The following is a 19557-nucleotide window of genomic DNA, read 5'->3' as shown; positions in this document are numbered from 1 at the left end:
TTAAAACTCAACCATTTCATTACGAAAACCATCAATTAAATGGCTGAGTTCACGATGCCATTCACGCAAGATTTTTACATCAGGTAACCATGCTTGAGGGCTTTGCGTAACTTTAATAATTAGATTTGAAGAAGTCTCATTTTCAGGTTCAGGCGCAGTCGGCTCAGGGGCATATTGGCACATACGGTAAGCTCGTTTTAACTCAGCAATAAAACCATCTTTTGCTAATTGTTGTAACACCGCAACTTCAGGTGAAACTTGCCCCTTGTCAGCCATATGCTCTTCAATTGACTTGAAAGTTGGTTGCAAATCATTCAGACGATAATAACGTACCAATTCTTGTAAGAACGCTAAAATCGCACCATGTAAGTGAAATACAGCAGCTTCACGATGCGCTTGCACTTGTTGAATATGTTCAGTTTGCTCTGCTTGTTGACATGCGAGTCGAGCAAAATACAGTTTTTGATTGGTCCGATCAGCATGATAACGAGCAACACGAGACATAGATAAATCCCTATTTCAAATAATTTAAAGCATGATCGATTGTAAAACGAAATATGTGAGAAACAAATAGCCGAGATTACATCAAAGAAAGACGAGGAAGTGATTCCTTAAGAATAATTTAAGCTTTATCGTCTGCAGCTTTCACTCGGATACCCACATCTTTGACACGTAAGGTATTTAAGCCTTTAATCGCTTTAACAGCTTCTCTAGGGTTGGTCATTTCTACAAAGCCAAAACCTTTAGATTTCCCTGTTCCCTCATCCTTCACTACGACACAAGATTCGACTTTGCCATATTGCTTGAATAACTCAAGGACTTCTGCATCAGTCACGGAACGATCTAAATTACGAACTAAAATTTTCATGCTAAAACCTAAAAAATGATTCATTTTTAAAGAAATGAATCAAAATAATTGAATATGCCTAGTTTAATCGAGATCAATACCAAAACCTAAACTTATTGCTGAGTTACGCTGCCAATTACTTTTATTAAATGACGATGGAACCTGACGATGAATCTGCACATCCACAAAATGTTGAGGTAAATCATTTAGAAAGTAGCTTTCTATCTTCCGTCCTAACTCATCATATTGATCTTGTGACCATAGATTTAAATTCTGTTTGGTCAAAATCAATTCATTTTCCGCACGTGTCAATGCCACATACAATACACGCCGTTCCTCTTCAACATCATCAAAATCACCTTGTGCTCTAGCGTGTGGATATTGATTTGGCGACACATGTGGGACGTAGCAGACCTTTTGCTCAGTTCCTTTCGCCGAGTGGATCGTAATCAGAGTCACCAAATCTTGATCAGGTGTTTTATCAATTTCTGAAACAGAGATTGGATCGAGGACATATTCTTCTAAAAACTCCCCGAGAGAACGATGCTTACGTGCCAATTGTTTAACCAAATCAAAATCTTTCGTACGACGAGACCAATCTTTGTTTTTATAGTTATTCTCTAATTGTTCATTGAGCGCATCAAGCGCCAAACCAATACAGGCTTCCACATGTTGCTGTAACACATCCAACTGCATCAAGATCAAAATCGCTTGTTGTGGAACTTTACCGTGGCGTTCTAAGCGCTGACAGCGAGCCTCAATATCAGGAAGCTGAATCAACTCTTGCGCTAATTTACTTGCACCGACATCCCCCACCCCATCCCATAAAGTCAAAAAGCGCATCCAAGCCAAATCATCCTGTGGATTGACACTCACCCGCAGCAGGCTCAATACATCTTTGACGTGTGCAGATTCAAGTAATTTTACACCGCCAATGAAGCGATAAGGAATATTGGCCGCGATCAATGCCCCTTCCAAATAACGCCCACTAAAACCAGAACGCAGCAACACCATATGCTCAGACCACGCAGCGCCTTGTAGATGACGCTGATTTAAATCCTGAATGATCCAGTTCGCTTCCTCAAACTCATTACTTAAAATATGAAGTTGGGGTTTTAAGCCCTGCCCACGATAGGCTTTCAAATGTTTATCATATTCAATCTGACTTTGATCGAGTAACCAATTGGATAAATCTAAAATGCCTTGTGTCGAACGATAATTCATTTGCAAGGTCAGCACTTCTGCATCAGGCACACGCTCTTTAAAGTGATGAATATTTTCAAAATCCGCACCGCGAAAGCCATAAATAGATTGTGCGTCATCCCCTACGCAGAATAATTTCACTTTACCGACCAAGGGCTGCAACAAAGCCCATTGTAAAGGATTGGTATCTTGCATCTCATCGACCAAAAGCGCTGAGCAAAAACCGGTTACCCACTTCACCAATTCAGGTGAATTCTGCAAATGTACCGCCACGATCGCCAAAATATCATCGTAATCAAGGAAGTTTCGCTCTCGCTTACGCTGCTCATAAGCTTTCATGAGTTCAGTAATTTGTGCTTTATACTCGATAGCTTGTGGTAGCTGCGCCGCCAAGGCTTCTGATAGTTTAGTCTTGGTATTTCGTGCATACGAGTACAAATCACACAGCTCAGCCGCTTTAGGCAGTACATTCCCTTTATCTTTACCACGTAACAAACGAAACATCAGTAGCTGATCATCACGATCAATAATACTGAATTGGGTCAAACCAAATGCGCGCGGATTACGACGCAATAAATACATACAAAAGGTATGAAATGTCGAAGCCCGTAAGCCCTTCGCCTGTGCCCCCATATGTTGTTCAACACGCGTCACGATTTCACTCGCGGCACGGCGCGTAAACGTGAGAATCTGAATCTGTTGAGCTGGTAGACCCTGATCAATTAAATACGCTGCTCTCGCCACAATGGTTTTGGTCTTGCCACAACCTGCACCTGCTAAGACCAAACAGTTTTGAGCAACTGTTGTTGCAGCGAGTCGCTGTTGTGGGTTTAATTCATCAATTAGCTTGGCAAGCGTCATAGAAATGGTCAATTAAAAATGAATTACTATTTTAGCAGACTAGAATGCTTCAATCCGCCTTGCGGCAAAACAAAAAGAGCATGTCAATGCATGCTCTTAATTTTAAAATGATCGCTTCACTCAAACAGCGGTTGAACTATGCGGTAATTGTTTAATCGCATTTGCAAAGGTGAGGTAATTAATTCCTTGGAATAGGATATCAATCGCAAGAAACATACCTAATACCCAAAAAGGTGATCCTGGTAACGACAAAATCAAGATACCAGTCAACAATGTCAATAAACCCGAAAACAAAATCCAGCCCCACCCAGAAAGCGGTTTTAGGATAAATGCATTAATTAAGCGAATCATGCCTGCAATAATTAAAGCAATCGCTAACAAATTCGTTAGCACGACAGCCGTAATCACAGGTGTGGTAAAAGCAAAATAACCTGCGATTAAATACAATATTCCAAATATTGCCCATAACCATCGGGTTCCACCTTTAAATACAATAAATGCAGCACCCAAATGCATGACACCACTTAACATCATCAGCACACCGAATAATAGAACGGCTGAAAGGGTTGCAAACGGTAAAGCAGCTAAAAGAATGAAGCCAAAGACAACCAATAAAATGCCTAATAATAAATACCATTTACGATCAGCGTGCAGCTGATTACGAATCAAATCATTGCCCACTGTTTTCATATTTATTTACTCTTTTATCATCAATGTTATATCTCTATATTGAGCAAGTTTTTCCCTAAACTCTGTATAAGGCATGTTGATAATTAATGACGGAATGTCAGAAAAAGTAGGCTTTTATTGCATCATTTTTCTTTAAGTAAGCGTAATCCAGCAGGTATGGATAAGTCAGAACTTATCCACAAATTACTTGATCCAGCCAATTTCTTGTGCAGTCAGCGCACTGATTATGGTTTGCTCCAAACCATTCGGCATTTTACTTTTATGCTCTGATAGCGGGATTCGTCCACCCATAATTTCAGCTTGTGTTTGTGGATATAACGGCTGCTGTTCTGGTTGTGCATATCCAATTGGGAAAAGTGGCTCTCCAGTCGCTAAATTGTATTTATCAGTTGCACCGAATCCATGAAGTAACTCATGCACAATGACCACATTATTTTGTGCAGCTTGTCTATCCGAAGCAAATAAGTTCACTGAACCAATCCGACCACGCTCTAAAGCAGTTGAATGCTTCAATTCATTGCTTTGCTTAGGATCATGGAAATTTAAATACAGCGTTAATGTCGGTGAACCATCAACAGATTGATGTTGTTTCCATGCATAAAAACGAAATTTTAAACTCCATAAAATATTATTCAGAAGGCTTGGTTGTGCTGGCATTTGAGGCGGTTTTTGACTCAATTGACGACCAATCTGAAGCATAAAATAACTACTTTGCCCTCGATATTGCTGGCTGTTTTTTTCTAGATAGTGCTTCACCTCAGCAAAATCATCTTGCTGCAATTGTTGAATATACTGCTGTGTTGTAGGCAACCCATCGGCATTAATCGGATGCAACAACACCTGAATCGGCTGATTCCAATCCTGATTTTGATCACGATACGCATTAACTGCGACGATCAATAACACCAGCAGCAAACAGGCAACTCGAATATTTTTCCACATGTACTCCCCCTTCAACTAAATCTTATCTATTTTTTATTTTGGCTATAAAAAATGCTAGCGATTGCTAGCATTTTGATGATCTCAGTTTTTAAGCCTCAACCCATTTCCCATCTTGGAACACCAAACTCCATTTGGTCTGCTTCCCTTCCAAAGTTTCAGAACCCACATATTGTACTTGGTTCTTACGGCTAAACTTCACCACTGTCGGATTTCCTTCAGGGTCTACATCTGGTGCTTGTAATAAGAACTGATATTTAGCGTCCAGTTGATCTGCAACGCTCCGTAATTCTGCAACCTTTGGCGCACGTGTTTCACGAATTTTCGGAAATTTACTTGCTGCCAAGAATAGACCTGCAGCACCATCACGCAGTACGAAGAAGTCATCATGTTTGGTTGAGCGTAAATGCTCCATTTTGATCGGATCTACGCGCGGTGGCGCAGGTTGACCACTCTTCAAGACCTTACGAGTGTTGTCACAGCTGGTACATGCGAAATAAGGACCAAAACGTCCAGTTTTAAGCTGCATTTCACCATCACATTTATCACAAGGAATGGTTGGGCCATCATAGCCCTTGATCTTAAATTGCCCTTCCTCAAGCTCATAACCATCACAGTCTGGATTATTACCGCAGACATGAAGCTTACGTCCACCATCAATCACATAACTATCCATTGCTGTACCACATTTTGGACAACGATGTTTAGACATGAGATCGGCTGTCTCAGCGCCATCATCATCCGATAGCGCAGCTAAAGACTCAACTGGGGTTAAATTCAATGTTCCCTTACAACGCTCTTTAGGTGGCAAGTTATAACCTGAACATCCTAAGAATACACCTGTTGTTCCTGTACGAACTTGCATTGGACGAGAACATTCAGGACAAGCAACATCCGCGACTTCAACTGGCTGATTACGGCGCATACCGTTTTCGCCTTGCGCATTGGTCAAACGCTTTTTAAAGTCACCATAGAATGTATCAAGTAGCTCCTTCCAATTCCGCTCACCCACAGCAACACGGTCTAGCTGGCCTTCCAAATCAGCGGTAAATGCATAATTCATCAGGTTATTAAAGCTTTCATCAAGGCGGTCCGTGACGATTTCTCCCATCTTCTCAGCAAAGAGACGACGATTTTCCAACTTCACATAACCACGATCTTGAATGGTTGAAATGATCGCTGCATAGGTTGATGGACGACCAATGCCTTTTTTCTCTAATTCCTTAACCAGTGATGCTTCAGTAAAGCGTGCAGGTGGCTTGGTAAAATGCTGACTCGGATCAAGCTTTTCTAACTTGAGCACCTCACCCACTTTAACTGCTGGCAGCAATACATCATCGTCTGATTTATTTGCACCACGAACTTTGGTAAAACCATCAAAAACTAAGGTACGACCTTTGGCTTTAAGTTCAACATCAGCCGCCTGAACCGTTAACGTTGAAGATAAATACTCTGCTGGTGTCATCTGACAAGCCACAAACTGACGCCAAATTAAATCATATAACCGCTGTGCATCTCGTTCAACACCTGCAAGCTTATCCCCTGTCAAGCCAACATCAGATGGACGAATGGCTTCATGGGCTTCTTGCGCTCCCGCTTTGTTGCCATAACGATTTGGCTTAGCAGGCACATATTTTTCACCAAAGTTTTGTTGAATATGATTACGCACCATATTCACAGCATCATCGCTCAAGAAGGTTGAATCGGTACGCATATAGGTAATAAAACCACCCTCATACAAACGCTGCGCCAACATCATGGTTTTCTTTACTGAGAAACCTAAACGTGTACTAGCCGCTTGCTGTAAGGTTGAGGTGATATATGGTGCACTTGGATTAACCTTGGTCGGTTTATCTTCACGTAATGCGACTTTGTATTCAGCATCTTTTAATACGCTTAATAGCGCATCTGTTTCAGCTTTATTCTTGAGTTTAAGCGTTTTACCTGCTTGTCTAACGGCTTCTAAACGGATGTCGTCTTTTTTAGACAACGTATCCGCAAAGACTTGCCAATATTCTTCTGGGATAAAAGCACGAATCTCACGCTCGCGTTCGACCACCAGTTTGACCGCAACAGATTGAACTCGACCTGCCGATAAGCCACGGGCAATCTTTTCCCACAGCAATGGTGAAACCATAAAACCAACAACACGGTCAAGGAATCGGCGAGCTTGTTGTGCATTGACACGATTTAAATCAAGACGTGTTGGCTGCTTAAAGGCTTCCTGAATCGCATTTTTGGTAATCTCGTTAAAGACCACACGATGATAACGACTGTCATCACCTCCAATCACTTCTCTTAAATGCCAAGCGATCGCTTCTCCTTCTCTATCCAAATCCGTTGCGAGATAGATTGCGTCAGCATCTTTAGCAAGTTTTTTAAGTTCAGCGACTACATGCTCTTTACCTGGAAGCACTTCATAGTGTGCAATCCAATCATGTTCTGGATCGACACCCATACGATTAATTAAGGCAGATTGTGCTTTTTCAGCTTTTTGTGCTTCCGTTAATTTAACACGTGTTGCAGGCTTCTTTTCGGTGGATTTTGCCCCACCTCCTGTCGGTAAATCACGCACATGACCAACGGAAGACTTCACCACATATTGTGAGCCTAAATATTTATTAATTGTTTTCGCTTTTGCAGGCGATTCCACAATCACTAAGGCACGTTTCTTTGCAGCAGATGCGGAAGCTGCTGTGCTTTCTGAAGCAGAGCGTGGAGTATTCGCCATAATAAATCGTTTTTCCTGTAATTAATCAGATAATTAGCGTTGAGCTAATTGGTATAAATAAGCTTTCATTTCATCAAGCTGTGTGGCTTTTAAATCAATTTCTTCATTCCAATACAACCCAACACAGTTTGCCTGCATATCAATAGCATAAACTCCTTTTAATGCAATGGTTAAATCATTAAATTTCTGATCACCTTGCACGACTTGAAGCTTTCCATCAACAACTCTTGCTCGCATAAGTGCTAAACGTGCATCTGGAATCAATACACTATAATAGGCCACCATACTGGCACGTTTTTCGGTTGCCATTGGAACTTTGGTCCACTCTGGAGCAACAATAATACGAGGATGCAAATCCATTTTTCTAGCTTGATCACGCATTGATCCAAGCGCTTTTTCGCGCGGACTCACACGTAAACCAAAAATAGAGCCAAGTACAAAAAGTACAATCGCTGCCGTTATCCAAATTCCAACATTACTCATTTAAGGTGCCCAAAACTTCCTTTTATTAGCGTTACATAAGTTGAATCAAAAACGCAAGTTGAGTTTTTACATCTCTTCCAAATAAAAATTATTTGATGTTTTCATCACAAACGATTTCTGTATTTTTATTTCACTCAAAACATAAATGATTTTTTGAATCAGTTTTTCTTTAGACTCTTTCTGACAAAGCTCAAAGTCAGGTATCACCATATCCATAGGAGGATGCTGTGGCAATAATTCCAAATTTGACCATCTTCTAATATTTTTATCTATGTAAATAATTTTCTCATTATCTAAGTTCTTCACAATGCTATAACGAAGAAGAAGCTTAAATCTATTCTTAACTAAACTATCACTTTCTAACTTTAAAACTGATTTAATTGAATTATTTAAGCTAGATAAACTCGACGGCTTTCCTTGTTGCTTAATTAAATAATCACAATATTCTTTAATTTGCCGTAGATGAAATTTTTCTGAGATATCTTGGATTGCAGGAATTTCTTCAATTATCTCAGACTCATTTGGACTTTCATTGTGTGCTATTTCAGATTTATTTAAAAAAGTTTTTAAATTCTCTCGATTAAGCGTAATTCCTTGTGCGCTAAATTTAATCATCTTGAAATTCATTAACGCCTTGATTAATTTTTCAGCCTCTTTAGTCGTGACATTTGCCCATGATTTAACACCATTTAATAATGCTTTTTCATTACTTGGCATATTTTTTAGTTTTGAAAGAATGCTAATAAGATGCTTTAATTTTAATGTAAAGTCAGAATCACTTAAGTTATTTTGAGCTAAGACTAGTGATGGTTGTTCTTTTATTTTTTCAACCTCTTTCACCTCCGCAAGCATTTTAAGTTGCGATGCTTTAAAACCCATTATCCTCAATAAATCAACAATATACTCTAAAGCCCCGTCATTAGACATGATATCAAAACAAGTCTGATTTTTATCCATTTGAATTGAAAGTTGTCCTGCTAAAAATGCAAGACCAAAATCAGCAGCATCTTTACCAATTTTAGGCATTTTAATGACAACCAGCTTTTTATCCATGACAAAAGGAGAAAATTTAATTAATGCGTCTAAACTTAAAGTCACAGGAGACTTTGCATAGACTAAATACACGCAAGCATAAGTTTTCAATAGTTGTAATAGCTCTTTTTCAGTTTTATGAATATTTTCAATATCCAAGAGCAAGACTTTTTTCATTTTTATCTCTAAATGTAAAATCCCCTAATTTCATCACTTTAGCGTTTAAGATTTATTTTATCAATAATGCGGTGGTTTGTTACTCACCGGATCAAAAGGTGCAATGCCTTCAGACAAGTCAGAAGCCTCAACACGTTGATACAAAATTTGCATCTGTTTCTTTAAAACTGCGATTTCTTGTGTCTGAATAGCGAGCTGTTGATTGAGTTGTTCAACTAAATCGTCTAAAAATGCAATTCGCACTTGCAAATCTTCAATGGGTGCGGACAATGACGCGTGATCATCGAAATTTTGTTGTTTAGTCATTTCAGACCTCATCTGAGCTTTTAGGAAACATTATGGCCTATATTACTTTAAGGGATGTCCATCTCGCATTTGGCGGACCAGCCCTACTCGACGGCGCGAACTTTAACCTAGAACGAGGTGAGCGAGTGTGTCTAATCGGTCGTAATGGTGAAGGTAAGTCTACTTTACTTAAACTCATTGAGGGAAGCTTATTGCCTGATGGTGGCGAAGTTTCGATTCAAAATGGTTTAACTGTTTCAATGTTAGCCCAAGATGTACCTATGGATTCGGGTAAAGTAGCAGATATTGTTGCTGATGGTGCTGGTGAAGCCGCCAGTGTATTAAAAGAATACCATGAGGCAAGCGATGCCTGTGTACTCGGTGATATGGATGCCTGTGATCGTATGGGCATGCTACAACACAAACTAGATCAGCTAGATGGCTGGGCTTTAGAAAACAAAGTAAATACTATTTTGGGCAAAATGGGACTCGACCCAAATGCAGATTTGGCTGACCTTTCAGGTGGTCGTAAACGTCGTGTGCTCCTCGCGCGCGCCCTACTCACCCAACCAGATGTATTATTACTCGACGAACCAACCAACCACTTGGATGTCGAAAGTATTGAATGGCTAGAAAAATTCTTACTGGACCAAAATAATCTAACGCTTTTATTTATCTCACATGACCGCTCATTTGTAGACAGTATCGCTACACGAATTGTTGAACTTGATCGTGGCATTTTGCGCAGCTATGAAGGTAACTATTCACGCTACCTTGATCTCAAAGCACAACAAATGGAAGCCGAAGAAAAGCAAAATGCTTTATTTGACAAAAAGCTTGCTGAAGAAGAAGCATGGATTCGTCAAGGTATTAAAGCACGTCGTACCCGTAACGAAGGACGTGTTCGTGCCTTAAAAGCATTACGTGAAGAGTCCAAAGCACGCCGCTCACAACAAGGCAAAGTCAGCATGGCGACCCAAGAGGCCAACCGTTCAGGTAAGTTGGTGTTTGAGATTGAGAATTTAAGCGTCAGCTATGACAGTAAACCACTGATTAAAGATTTCTCTGCAATCGTGTTACGTGGAGATCGTATTGGTTTAGTTGGCGATAATGGCGTCGGCAAAACTACACTTATCAAAGCGATTTTAGGTCAAATCCAACACGGTGGTTCGGTTAAAACAGGGACACAACTCGAAGTTGCTTATTTTGATCAATTACGTAATGCACTCGACCTCGAAAAAACCGTTATGGCTAACGTGTCGGAAGGCTCAGACTTTGTCGATGTGAATGGTAATCGTCGTCATATCTATAGTTATTTACAAGACTTTTTATTCTCACCTGAACGCGCACGCACACCTGTGAAAGCACTTTCTGGTGGTGAGCGTAACCGAATTCTGTTGGCAAAACTTCTTCTCAAACCATCAAACTTAATTGTGATGGATGAGCCAACCAATGATTTGGATATGGTAACACTTGAGTTACTTGAAGAAATGTTGTCTGAGTATAAAGGTACTCTCCTGTTAATCTCACATGACCGTGCATTTATGGACAATGTCGTGACTTCAACTTGGGTGTTTGATGGCAAAGGCAATATTGATGAATACATTGGTGGTTATCAAGACTACTTGGAACAACGTCCAGATCAGAAAGTCGTTGATCAAAAAAGTGATGTAAAAAAAGCGCAAGCCAAAGCTGAAGCTGCTGCATTAGCCGCCGCAGCCCCAGCGCCGAAAAAAGTAAAGTTAAGCTATAAAGATCAACGTGAGCTTGAGCAACTTCCTGCTGAGATTGAGAAATTAGAAGCAGAACAAACTGAACTTTCAGACAAACTAGCGGATGGTTCATGGTTTGTGAGCGATGCCAATGCTGCGACCTTAGCCAGCCAACGTCTAGCAGAAATTGAAGAGTTACTGCTAGAAAAGTTAGAACGTTGGGATGTGTTAGAAAATCTTAGCAAAGGCTTATAATTCAATTCGATCACCCAATCTTCAAATTGTTTTAAATAACAATTTGAAGATTGGTCTATTCTAAATTTAGTTTACTCATATCATCTCGTATAAGAATAAAAAAATAAGGCTGAGCTTGAGCTTTTAAATCCATCCACCCAAGCACTGTATTTTGGTCAATACGTCTAAATACATCATGAATCGGCTTTTCATCATAAATCATGGTTGCAGATGATTTACCTCTAAACTCAATCATCCTTAGTCTTGCTTTGCTTTTATCTGTTTTGAGTAATCTCAAAGCACCGACCAGATACTGACTATTTCTTTTTAGAAGATTAAAATCCAAGCTTAGTGGCAACCATTTAGGATCAATCGAAAACAATGCGGTTCTTTTGGGATTAAACAAAACAAGAGGAAAAACGGTTTCATTGTCTACAAATAATTTTCCATACCAATTTGCATGATCCAGTACACCATTCATTGGATGATCAGTGAATACCTCTAAACCTTTCCATTGACCATGCATAAACTCGCAATCTATCTCGTCCAAATGATCAAAGAAGCCCACCATCTCCTGAGAATTCATTTTCTTCCCTTGCAGCAACTCTAGGATATTCATCTATTTTTCCTTAGTTTTTGTTTTTAAATTTTCGATAATATGGCCAGATCAAGATGTTTTCCTTTCATTTGCATAGGAGTAGGCCAAAACTCGAACACCAGTTTATGTTTTTTATAAGCAATATAACAAACCCCTTAGAACAATTATTTCACAAGCAACTTCGTGTTACACTTCACAAAAATTCAATTAATTTACGCATCTAAGTCTATGAGCCAACAACAGTCTTATATTCCTGGCGAGTTTCGATGGGAATTTTTACTTCCAAAATATTGGAAAATTTGGATCGCCCTTACTTTTCTTATGCTTTTGGCTATCCTGCCTTGGGTGATTCAATGGCGCTTGGCGCATGTTTTAGCAGCTTTGTGTTGGCACCTGCTTAAATCACGTCGTAAAACCACGCTAAGGAATTTAGAGCTGTGTTTTCCTGAATGGTCAGCTCAGAAAGTCGAGGCGAAAGCCAAACAGGTCTTCATTGATATGATGATCGGTATGTTTGAAACTTTAAATGCATGGTATTGCCCAAATTGGTTTAAGGGTCGTCATAGCATAGATGGACTAGAACATATCACCAACGCAAAGGCTCAAGGTAAAGGTATTCTACTACTTGGCACACACAGCACTCTACTTGATGCTGGTGGTTTTATTTGTGCTCAATATTTCGAACCTGATGTAGTTTATCGACCACAAAACAATCCAATGCTCGATATGTTAATTTATCGTTGTCGTGCGACCATTTACCAACAACAAATTGATCATGATGATATGCGAGGCTTAGTACGTCGTTTAAAAGATGGCGGTGCTATTTGGTATAGTCCAGATCAAGATTTTGGTTTAAAACAAGGTGTGATGGCTCCCTTTTTTGGTGTACCTGCTGCAACCGTGACTGCGCATCGTCGTTTATTAAAAATCTCTAAATCCGTTGCGATTCCATTGTATTTTTACCGTTATGGTGATATCCGCAATCCACAATATAAAGTCCTTATCGAACCAATCGTCGAAAATATGCCAAGTGAAGATGAAGTAGATGATGCGATTCGTGTCAATAAAATCATTGAAGCTCAACTACGCATTGCACCAACGCAATGGATGTGGTTCCATCGCCGTTTTAAAACCCGTGCTGAAGGGTATGAAGATATTTATTAAAAAAATTAAAACCCGAGTTTCGCATCCTGCAAAACTCGGGCAAATGAGGTTGTGCTTTCACATCTTTTTTATTCTCTTGCGTCCATCGCATGCATCATATCCATAATGCTTTTATCCATCTCAGCGTTGCTATCCTTAAACGGAAATCCATTCCTGCTTCCTTGTACTGATGTATTTAGAATAAACCTTTTAATCTTGTCAGACTATTCGCTGTAGACCTAAATTCCTGTACGATAATGCTTACAATACTCCTTGTCTATTTTCACTTTCCATCTCACGTTTATGTGGCTGAGCCAACTCATCTACAACTATTTTCTCTTCTTTTTCAGCTTTTTCTATACCATCTTGGATCGCTTCCTTTGCATCCTGCTCATCTTCTGCACTTTGCTCTAACACTTGGTGTTGCTGCTCAAAAATGCGATCTGTTTGCAAAACCACATAGATAGGAAAATGATCAGAGCCAATATGAGCAAGTCTTTTCATTTCAACCAAACCAAAATCGGTGCTATGAAAAATATGGTCGAGAGACCAGCGCAGCAAAGGATAATCAGCATGAAAAGTATTCATAAAATAGCGACCAACTCGTGGATCGAGTAAACCACTAATTCTTTGAAATAATCGTGTAGTTCTGGACCACGCAACATCATTTAAATCGCCCATCACAATACAAGATTGATCCAGATCTTTAATCTGATCCCCAACAATAAGTAACTCAGCATCTCTCAGCGTTGAATCTTTTGCTTCAGTTGGACTTGGGGGCTTAGGATGCAAGCAATATAATTGCACATGCAAACCTGATGGCAGAGTTAAAGTTGTGTGAATCGATGGAATTTCATCACTTAAAATAAATTTAACTTCGCTATGGCTAAGTGGTAAACGACTATATAAATGCATACCATATAAATTATCCAGAGGAACAGGAACGCGGTAAGGATAATCTTTTTCAATTGAACTCAATGCTTGCTGCCACACTACATCAGATTCAAGTGTTAGTACAACATCAGGTTTTAAACTTTCAATCTGTTTTAACAACAAATGATATTGATCATTAGGTGTTAAAACATTAGCCACCAATAATGAGATTTGTTGTTCAGACTTTAATTGACCAGTCTTCACTTTAAGCACTTGCTTTTTCCACAATGGCGTATACGGCAAAACCATTTTTAATTGATAAGCAATTGCGGCAACTAATAGAACAAACAGCACCTCACTCCAGATCGTCCAATCTGCGACTACAAATAACATCGCACAGAAAATAAAAAGACCAACGGCTAAGATTTGCAATCGAGGGAAATCCGTTCCTCGAAACCACCATTCATCTCGTGGGATCAGTGACCAAAACGTCAGCCATATAACCAGTACCGCACCAACCTGAATCCATATCATGTTCATTTTTCTCTTGGGAGGTGATAAATTTTAAATAAAGTTGTGGCTTTATCAGTTTTCCATCTAACACAAACAAATAATTCCACACAATAAATCAACTGTTTTATTCATGTAACGCTTGCAGTTGCGTTCACTTTTGATACACTCAAGCCCCTTAAAGTTTTTTAGATACCGAGGCAAAATGACATGAAAGTAGGTCTGGTCGGTTGGCGTGGGATGGTAGGTTCTGTCCTTATGCAACGTATGGTTGAAGAGAATGATTTTGCTCACATTGAGCCATTTTATTTCTCTACCAGTAATGCAGGTGGCGAAGCACCTTCATTTGGTGGTAAGACTGCCCCAGCACTTATGGATGCAACGGACATTAATAGTCTGAAGCAAATGGATGTCATTTTGACCTGTCAAGGTGGAGACTACACCTCTGAAGTTTTCCCAAAACTTAAAGCCGAGGGTTGGGATGGTTACTGGATTGATGCTGCATCTACACTACGTATGGCAGATGATGCAATCATTGTTCTTGATCCAGTAAACTTAAATGTGATCAAAGATGGTTTAGTCAACGGAACAAAGACTTTCGTTGGTGGTAACTGTACCGTTTCATTGATGCTGATGGGCTTAGGTTCACTTTTCCAAAATAATTTGGTTGAGTGGGCGACCTCTATGACTTACCAAGCAGCTTCTGGTGCTGGTGCCCAAAACATGCGTGAACTCATTACAGGTATGGGTTATTTGTACAACAATACTAAAGAATTATTAGATGACCCTAAGTCTGCAATTCTTGATATTGATCGTCAAATTGCTGACTTACAACGTGGTGAAGGCTTCCCTAAAGCTAACTTTGGCGTGCCATTGGCAGGTTCATTGATCCCTTATATCGACAAACAACTCGAAAGTGGTCAGTCAAAAGAAGAATGGAAAGGTCAAGTTGAAACCAACAAGATTTTAGGTAATCAACAAATTGTTCCTATCGATGGTCATTGTGTCCGCATCGGTGCGATGCGTTGTCACTCTCAAGCAATTACTTTGAAATTGAAAAAAGATGTACCGCTTGATGAGATCGAGGATATGATCCGTAATTCGAGTCAATGGGCTAAAGTTGTTCCTAATACACGCGAAGCGTCAATGACCGATCTGACCCCTGTTGCAGTTACTGGTACTTTAACTGTACCTGTTGGTCGTTTACGTAAATTGAACATGGGTAAAGAATACCTCGGTGCATTTACGGTAGGAGACCAACTACTTTGGGGCGCTGCTGAACCTTTACGTCGTATGTTACGCATTCTTGTGGAATTCAAGAACGCGTAAGCAAAAACTGATAAAAAACAAAAGCCGATCACATTTGATCGGCTTTTTTTATTACCGTAGATAAGGAATTTACAATCCATTTACATCACGGTAATGTATACTCAGCTAGTGTTGGCATTTCACCATGGCTGAAATATCAACGGGCCCTAGACCTGACTACAACACCACTATTCATGGATCGAGATGACTGTTAATAACAAATTAAAAATTGCCATTTTAGCCATTTTATCTTCGCAATCTCTTTATGCGATTACCTTTGACCCGCTGCAAATTCAATCTGCACCTGGTGAATTACTTTATGCTGAAATGAGCTTTCATCAAGCAGATTCAAATGCAAGATTAGAGGTTTCATTAGCAACACCAGATGACTTGCGTATGTTAGGTGCAACACATCAACCACCTGCACATCTCAATTTTTTTACACGTCGTAATAATCGCGGCGAGGGTGTTATCGTTGTTACCTCTACCCGCCCAATGCTAGATCCTGAGCTAAATATTATTCTAAAAATACAAGAAGGTAGTGCCTCACATTTAAAGCATATTCGACAACCCATTCGACAAAATGCCAAAGTCGCAAACAATGCTAAAAGCAGCTATGAAAAATCTTTGACACCCAAGTTCATCGTAAGTGAAAAAGACATTGCTTTAAACCTGCCTGAAAGTACTCAATTTAATACAACAACCCAGCCCAGTTTGAAACAAGAAAAGCTCTTAAACGCGCCCTTTGTACTCCCTCCCGTCTTAAATATTTCAGAGACACGTCATTCTGCAACTGCAACTGCAACTGCAACTGCAACTGCAACTGCAACTGCAACTATTGAGCAAGCTCAAATAAAAGAAGAAATCAACTCTACAGCTAAAAATCAAGCCAATACAAATACGTTAGCAACTCAAACTGCTACAGATGAAGCCATTACGCAAAGCAATACCACAGCAAATGAAAGCAAAATAGAAACTGCCCAAGCAGAAGTAAAAATAGAACAAGCATCTGAAAAGGCCCAAAAACAGCCGTTAAAAGAGGCAACAAAGCCTAAAGCGCCAACCAATCAACAACCAGCATCAGCCAATGCTCAACAGCATGTCGTACAGCGAAATGAGTCACTTTGGAGTATTGCCCAACGCATTTCAGCGCAGACGCAACAACCATTACATCAAGTGATGCATCAAATTAAGCAACAGAACGAACATGCTTTTATCGGCGGCAATGCCAATCGCTTAAGACAAGGTTCTCATTTAAACTTCAATCTCAACTCAGTTCCAGTGAGAAAAACACCACCAACATCAACTATAACTGCACAATCACGTATACCAGCTGAGAAAGCGAAATATCGCTTGCAACAGGCTGAAATGACCTTAGTTGCGGAAAGCAATCAAGATTCAAGCACTGGAAGTGCCAAAAAAGACACATTACAGCAAAAAAGCACTGCAGACTTGTCATTAAAAGTTATGACAGCACGAGAAAAAACCGTTACATTACAAAAAAACGTAACGCAGTTAGAATTGGCTTTACGCCAAAAGGAACAACGGATTCAACTGCTCAATGCTCGACTCGCTGCACTACAAGATCAGTTGAAAGCGCAACAGGAAGCGAAGAATTCAGCGCACTAAGTTACGAAAACATTTATAGATTTGTATAAAGCGGTTCTGGCTTTAAGGGGTATAGATCATGTCAACTATAATAATCGTATTGCTCGTCATCGTTTTGATTGTAGCAATCGTTCTTAAAAAGCGTGAAGGTCAGCAAAAGCAGACCGCAGCAAAAAAAACTGCTAGCAAAACTGCGAAAAAAGCTTCATCGCGTACTACATTGGTTCAAGAAGAGCATGTACCTGCCCCAGCAGTGACAACACCAATCTCGGAAAGTCTGCGTCAAAAACTGAGTCATGAAATTCAACAGGGTAATTATCTGACTGCTGAAGCACAGATTAACCAAGCGTTAAAACAAGATAATGCTCAACATGAATTATATTTATTTTTAGCAGATATTCATTTAGCACAAAAAGATGAGTTCGCAATTGATCAATTGATCAAACATTTGCATGCATTAAAGTTAGCCGATATTGCTCAAGCTGCTGAAGTTAAGAAAAAAGAAGGGTTAAAAGCGACTTCATTTGACAGTATTGAGTTCGACCATCAAGCTAGTGCTCCTACGATAGACACGACATCAGAGCAAAAATCTGAGTTTGATGGCTTAGCACAAGATACTCCCCAAAGTTTTGATGACTTGCAATCTGAATATATTGCACCTGCTGAACAAGAAAAGGTTGCAGAGCCGAAATCAGCCGTTGAACCTTTAGATTTTGACTTCTCTTTCGAGCAAAAAGAAACAGCCAAAACTGACACTACTGCTGTAGATGTTCAAGACCAGCAAGCGCTGGCATTTACCCCAAGTATTGATTCAACACCAAGTATCGAAGAAACAAAACAGCCTGAAGAAAAACCAGCCCTAGATTTTAGCTTTGGTAATTTAGAGTTAGCACCCACTCAACCTTTAGATAAAGTTGAGGAGACTCAATCTAAAGCGGATCTATCCCCGAACCTCGCACCTGAACAAGTGGCATTTGAAGACAGTCCAGTTGAACTAGAAAAAGCTGAATTGGACTTTGGTACAACCGAAACAAATGTTGATTTAGCAGCAAATTCTCCTGCACAGGTCGTACCAGAAGCTGTTACGCTAACTGATCCACTTGCCCAATCTTTTCCAGATTTGCAGCAGCTAGACGAAGCTCAACTTAACTTAGATCTTGCTGAGCAATACATCGAACTTGGGGCATACGAGTCTGCCCAAGCATTGCTACAAAGCAGCCAATCTCAGTTTAATGCTGAACAACAACAACGTTCACAAAAATTACTGAATCAAATAGCGTCATAAAGCAGATCGGTCTAAAATAAGCAGTCTCCATGACTGCTTTTTTTATGATGAAAAAATTTCTATTATGAAAACAATCGCTTTAATTTATATGGGTGGAACCTTTGGCTGCGTTGGTGATCCTTTAATGCCGATGCCTGAACACAGCTTTTTACCTGCACTGAAAAAAGTAATCCCTACACATTTCTCGGTAGAGTGTTTTGCTGCACCAAGCATCAAAGACAGTAGCGCTTGTACTGCAACAGACTGGCTCCAACTTATACAACAAGTTCAGCAACTACAACTTGACGGTTTTCAGCATTTTGTCATCATCCATGGTACAGATACTTTAAGCTATGCAGCAGCAACACTTGCGCGTTTCATAGGGCATTCTTGCCATGTCGTGATTACAGGTAGCCAGTATCCTCTACTCAACATTGATGCAAATGACATCCGAGAGTTTACTGATGCATTGAGTAATTTAACTCTCGCATGTGAGCAAGTCCTTCGACTCCCTGCTGGTGTCTATCTTGCCTTTCATCAACAGATTTTCCATGCACAAACAGCACAAAAAGTTCATACGACTGAATTGAATGCATTTGCAGGTGTTGCAGCAACTCAAGAATGTCATACTGTCGCCGATTATTTTGTGGTCCAAAATGAACATTTTGAACAAGCCACACAGCTCAGCGTACTCAACTTGATGTTACAACCCATCGCGCAAGAGCAGCTCACCCTACAGCTAAAGAATATTCTTGCAAACCCACCTCACTTTTTAATTTTACAAGGATTTGGGACGGGCAATATTGCTGTCAATGATGAGATACTATCGTTATTTGAAGCCCTCTATCAGCGCCAATGCCTCACCATTGTTAGTACTCAAGTCACCTTCGGGCAAATAGATCAACGTTATGCAGTTAGTTCATGGATTCATTCCGCCAAAGTTTTGCTCAATGATTGTCATAGCCATGCCGATTTATATGCAAAAGCCCTGCAAATGTATTTAAAATACCCGACCCACGATCAATGGTTCACTCATTGGCAGCAACACTAATTCTGAGG

General features: G+C 39.9%; 17 protein-coding genes. 6 read left to right on the top strand and 11 right to left on the bottom strand.

The genetic code is table 11. The features are described 5' to 3' along the window. From AAC851_RS11470 to AAC851_RS11430, 9 genes are all read right to left on the bottom strand, one after another. Entirely contained in the window at nucleotides 1–504 is a 504-nt protein-coding gene (locus tag AAC851_RS11470) for a DUF6586 family protein (protein WP_004637814.1), read from the bottom strand. A gap of 118 nt (nucleotides 505–622) precedes the next feature. Next, a complete protein-coding gene (locus AAC851_RS11465) occupies nucleotides 623–868 on the bottom strand; it encodes an RNA recognition motif domain-containing protein (RefSeq protein WP_340600886.1) in 246 nt (81 codons plus the stop codon). A 63-nt stretch (nucleotides 869–931) separates the two neighbouring features. Next, entirely contained in the window at nucleotides 932–2911 is a 1980-nt protein-coding gene (locus AAC851_RS11460) for an ATP-dependent helicase (protein ID WP_340600885.1), read from the bottom strand. A 120-nt stretch (nucleotides 2912–3031) separates the two neighbouring features. Further along, complete coding sequence (locus tag AAC851_RS11455) at nucleotides 3032–3601, bottom strand: HdeD family acid-resistance protein (protein WP_005083641.1); 570 nt, start codon at nucleotides 3599–3601, stop codon at nucleotides 3032–3034. Between the two features lie 183 nt (nucleotides 3602–3784). Further along, the gene (locus tag AAC851_RS11450; RefSeq protein ID WP_340600884.1) at nucleotides 3785–4543 is read right to left on the bottom strand and encodes a hypothetical protein; all 759 of its coding nucleotides are present in this window, start codon (nucleotides 4541–4543) and stop codon (nucleotides 3785–3787) included. Nucleotides 4544–4631: 88 nt separating this feature from the next. Continuing rightward, nucleotides 4632–7271 (bottom strand): type I DNA topoisomerase, encoded by a 2640-nt coding sequence (gene topA / locus AAC851_RS11445; RefSeq protein WP_005083647.1) that lies wholly within the window; start codon nucleotides 7269–7271, stop codon nucleotides 4632–4634. Between the two features lie 33 nt (nucleotides 7272–7304). Then, the gene (locus tag AAC851_RS11440; protein WP_340600883.1) at nucleotides 7305–7754 is read right to left on the bottom strand and encodes an ammonium transporter; all 450 of its coding nucleotides are present in this window, start codon (nucleotides 7752–7754) and stop codon (nucleotides 7305–7307) included. A 66-nt stretch (nucleotides 7755–7820) separates the two neighbouring features. Further along, the gene (locus tag AAC851_RS11435) at nucleotides 7821–8963 is read right to left on the bottom strand and encodes a PIN domain-containing protein (RefSeq protein WP_075316242.1); all 1143 of its coding nucleotides are present in this window, start codon (nucleotides 8961–8963) and stop codon (nucleotides 7821–7823) included. Between the two features lie 60 nt (nucleotides 8964–9023). Next, nucleotides 9024–9269: a SlyX family protein gene (locus tag AAC851_RS11430; protein ID WP_075316243.1), complete on the bottom strand. Its 246-nt coding sequence runs from the start codon at nucleotides 9267–9269 to the stop codon at nucleotides 9024–9026. 32 nt (nucleotides 9270–9301) lie between these two features. Here AAC851_RS11430 and AAC851_RS11425 point away from each other — a divergent pair, with 32 nt between their 5' ends. Then, nucleotides 9302–11215: an ATP-binding cassette domain-containing protein gene (locus AAC851_RS11425; protein WP_161404855.1), complete on the top strand. Its 1914-nt coding sequence runs from the start codon at nucleotides 9302–9304 to the stop codon at nucleotides 11213–11215. A 55-nt stretch (nucleotides 11216–11270) separates the two neighbouring features. Here the strand turns inward: AAC851_RS11425 and AAC851_RS11420 are convergent, their stop codons facing one another. Beyond that, nucleotides 11271–11813 carry a DUF4334 domain-containing protein gene (locus AAC851_RS11420; RefSeq protein ID WP_161409201.1) on the bottom strand — a complete coding sequence of 181 codons (543 nt, stop codon included), beginning with the start codon at nucleotides 11811–11813 and terminating at the stop codon, nucleotides 11271–11273. 207 nt (nucleotides 11814–12020) lie between these two features. On the opposite strand from AAC851_RS11420, the gene AAC851_RS11415 reads away from it, so the two are divergent. Next, complete coding sequence (locus AAC851_RS11415) at nucleotides 12021–12956, top strand: LpxL/LpxP family acyltransferase (RefSeq protein WP_340600882.1); 936 nt, start codon at nucleotides 12021–12023, stop codon at nucleotides 12954–12956. A gap of 240 nt (nucleotides 12957–13196) precedes the next feature. Here AAC851_RS11415 and AAC851_RS11410 read toward each other — a convergent pair whose 3' ends face one another. Continuing rightward, the gene (locus AAC851_RS11410) at nucleotides 13197–14342 is read right to left on the bottom strand and encodes an endonuclease/exonuclease/phosphatase family protein (RefSeq protein WP_161411291.1); all 1146 of its coding nucleotides are present in this window, start codon (nucleotides 14340–14342) and stop codon (nucleotides 13197–13199) included. 186 nt (nucleotides 14343–14528) lie between these two features. Here AAC851_RS11410 and asd point away from each other — a divergent pair, with 186 nt between their 5' ends. The 4 genes from asd to AAC851_RS11390 all read left to right on the top strand — a co-directional run bounded on the left by asd (nucleotide 14529) and on the right by AAC851_RS11390 (nucleotide 19549). Then, nucleotides 14529–15647 (top strand): aspartate-semialdehyde dehydrogenase, encoded by a 1119-nt coding sequence (gene asd / locus AAC851_RS11405; protein WP_004637799.1) that lies wholly within the window; start codon nucleotides 14529–14531, stop codon nucleotides 15645–15647. Nucleotides 15648–15830: 183 nt separating this feature from the next. Beyond that, nucleotides 15831–17255 carry a FimV/HubP-related protein gene (locus tag AAC851_RS11400; RefSeq protein WP_340600881.1) on the top strand — a complete coding sequence of 475 codons (1425 nt, stop codon included), beginning with the start codon at nucleotides 15831–15833 and terminating at the stop codon, nucleotides 17253–17255. Between the two features lie 58 nt (nucleotides 17256–17313). Continuing rightward, entirely contained in the window at nucleotides 17314–18519 is a 1206-nt protein-coding gene (locus AAC851_RS11395; RefSeq protein WP_134252905.1) for a FimV/HubP family polar landmark protein, read from the top strand. A 64-nt stretch (nucleotides 18520–18583) separates the two neighbouring features. Further along, the gene (locus AAC851_RS11390) at nucleotides 18584–19549 is read left to right on the top strand and encodes an asparaginase domain-containing protein (RefSeq protein ID WP_134252906.1); all 966 of its coding nucleotides are present in this window, start codon (nucleotides 18584–18586) and stop codon (nucleotides 19547–19549) included. Nucleotides 19550–19557: the final 8 nt, after the last annotated feature.

The sequence above is a fragment of the Acinetobacter sp. HZNU-JH01 genome, assembly GCF_037996845.1.
Taxonomy (GTDB): Bacteria; Pseudomonadota; Gammaproteobacteria; order Pseudomonadales; family Moraxellaceae; genus Acinetobacter; species Acinetobacter haemolyticus.
This window is presented reverse-complemented; position numbering and strand designations above follow the sequence as displayed.

Bases quoted from the DNA above. Each gene is read 5' to 3' on its own strand.
- topA (WP_005083647.1), bottom strand. From the start codon at position 7,271: ATGGCGAATACTCCACGCTCTGCTTCAGAAAGCACAGCAGCTTCCGCA.
- AAC851_RS11470 (WP_004637814.1), bottom strand. From the start codon at position 504: ATGTCTCGTGTTGCTCGTTATCATGCTGATCGGACCAATCAAAAACTG.
- AAC851_RS11420 (WP_161409201.1), bottom strand. From the start codon at position 11,813: ATGAATATCCTAGAGTTGCTGCAAGGGAAGAAAATGAATTCTCAGGAG.
- AAC851_RS11430 (WP_075316243.1), bottom strand. From the start codon at position 9,269: ATGACTAAACAACAAAATTTCGATGATCACGCGTCATTGTCCGCACCC.
- AAC851_RS11435 (WP_075316242.1), bottom strand. From the start codon at position 8,963: ATGAAAAAAGTCTTGCTCTTGGATATTGAAAATATTCATAAAACTGAA.
- AAC851_RS11455 (WP_005083641.1), bottom strand. From the start codon at position 3,601: ATGAAAACAGTGGGCAATGATTTGATTCGTAATCAGCTGCACGCTGAT.
- asd (WP_004637799.1), top strand. From the start codon at position 14,529: ATGAAAGTAGGTCTGGTCGGTTGGCGTGGGATGGTAGGTTCTGTCCTT.
- AAC851_RS11425 (WP_161404855.1), top strand. From the start codon at position 9,302: ATGGCCTATATTACTTTAAGGGATGTCCATCTCGCATTTGGCGGACCA.
- AAC851_RS11395 (WP_134252905.1), top strand. From the start codon at position 17,314: ATGTCAACTATAATAATCGTATTGCTCGTCATCGTTTTGATTGTAGCA.
- AAC851_RS11460 (WP_340600885.1), bottom strand. From the start codon at position 2,911: ATGACGCTTGCCAAGCTAATTGATGAATTAAACCCACAACAGCGACTC.
- AAC851_RS11415 (WP_340600882.1), top strand. From the start codon at position 12,021: ATGAGCCAACAACAGTCTTATATTCCTGGCGAGTTTCGATGGGAATTT.
- AAC851_RS11410 (WP_161411291.1), bottom strand. From the start codon at position 14,342: ATGATATGGATTCAGGTTGGTGCGGTACTGGTTATATGGCTGACGTTT.
- AAC851_RS11400 (WP_340600881.1), top strand. From the start codon at position 15,831: ATGACTGTTAATAACAAATTAAAAATTGCCATTTTAGCCATTTTATCT.
- AAC851_RS11465 (WP_340600886.1), bottom strand. From the start codon at position 868: ATGAAAATTTTAGTTCGTAATTTAGATCGTTCCGTGACTGATGCAGAA.
- AAC851_RS11440 (WP_340600883.1), bottom strand. From the start codon at position 7,754: ATGAGTAATGTTGGAATTTGGATAACGGCAGCGATTGTACTTTTTGTA.
- AAC851_RS11390 (WP_134252906.1), top strand. From the start codon at position 18,584: ATGAAAACAATCGCTTTAATTTATATGGGTGGAACCTTTGGCTGCGTT.
- AAC851_RS11450 (WP_340600884.1), bottom strand. From the start codon at position 4,543: ATGTGGAAAAATATTCGAGTTGCCTGTTTGCTGCTGGTGTTATTGATC.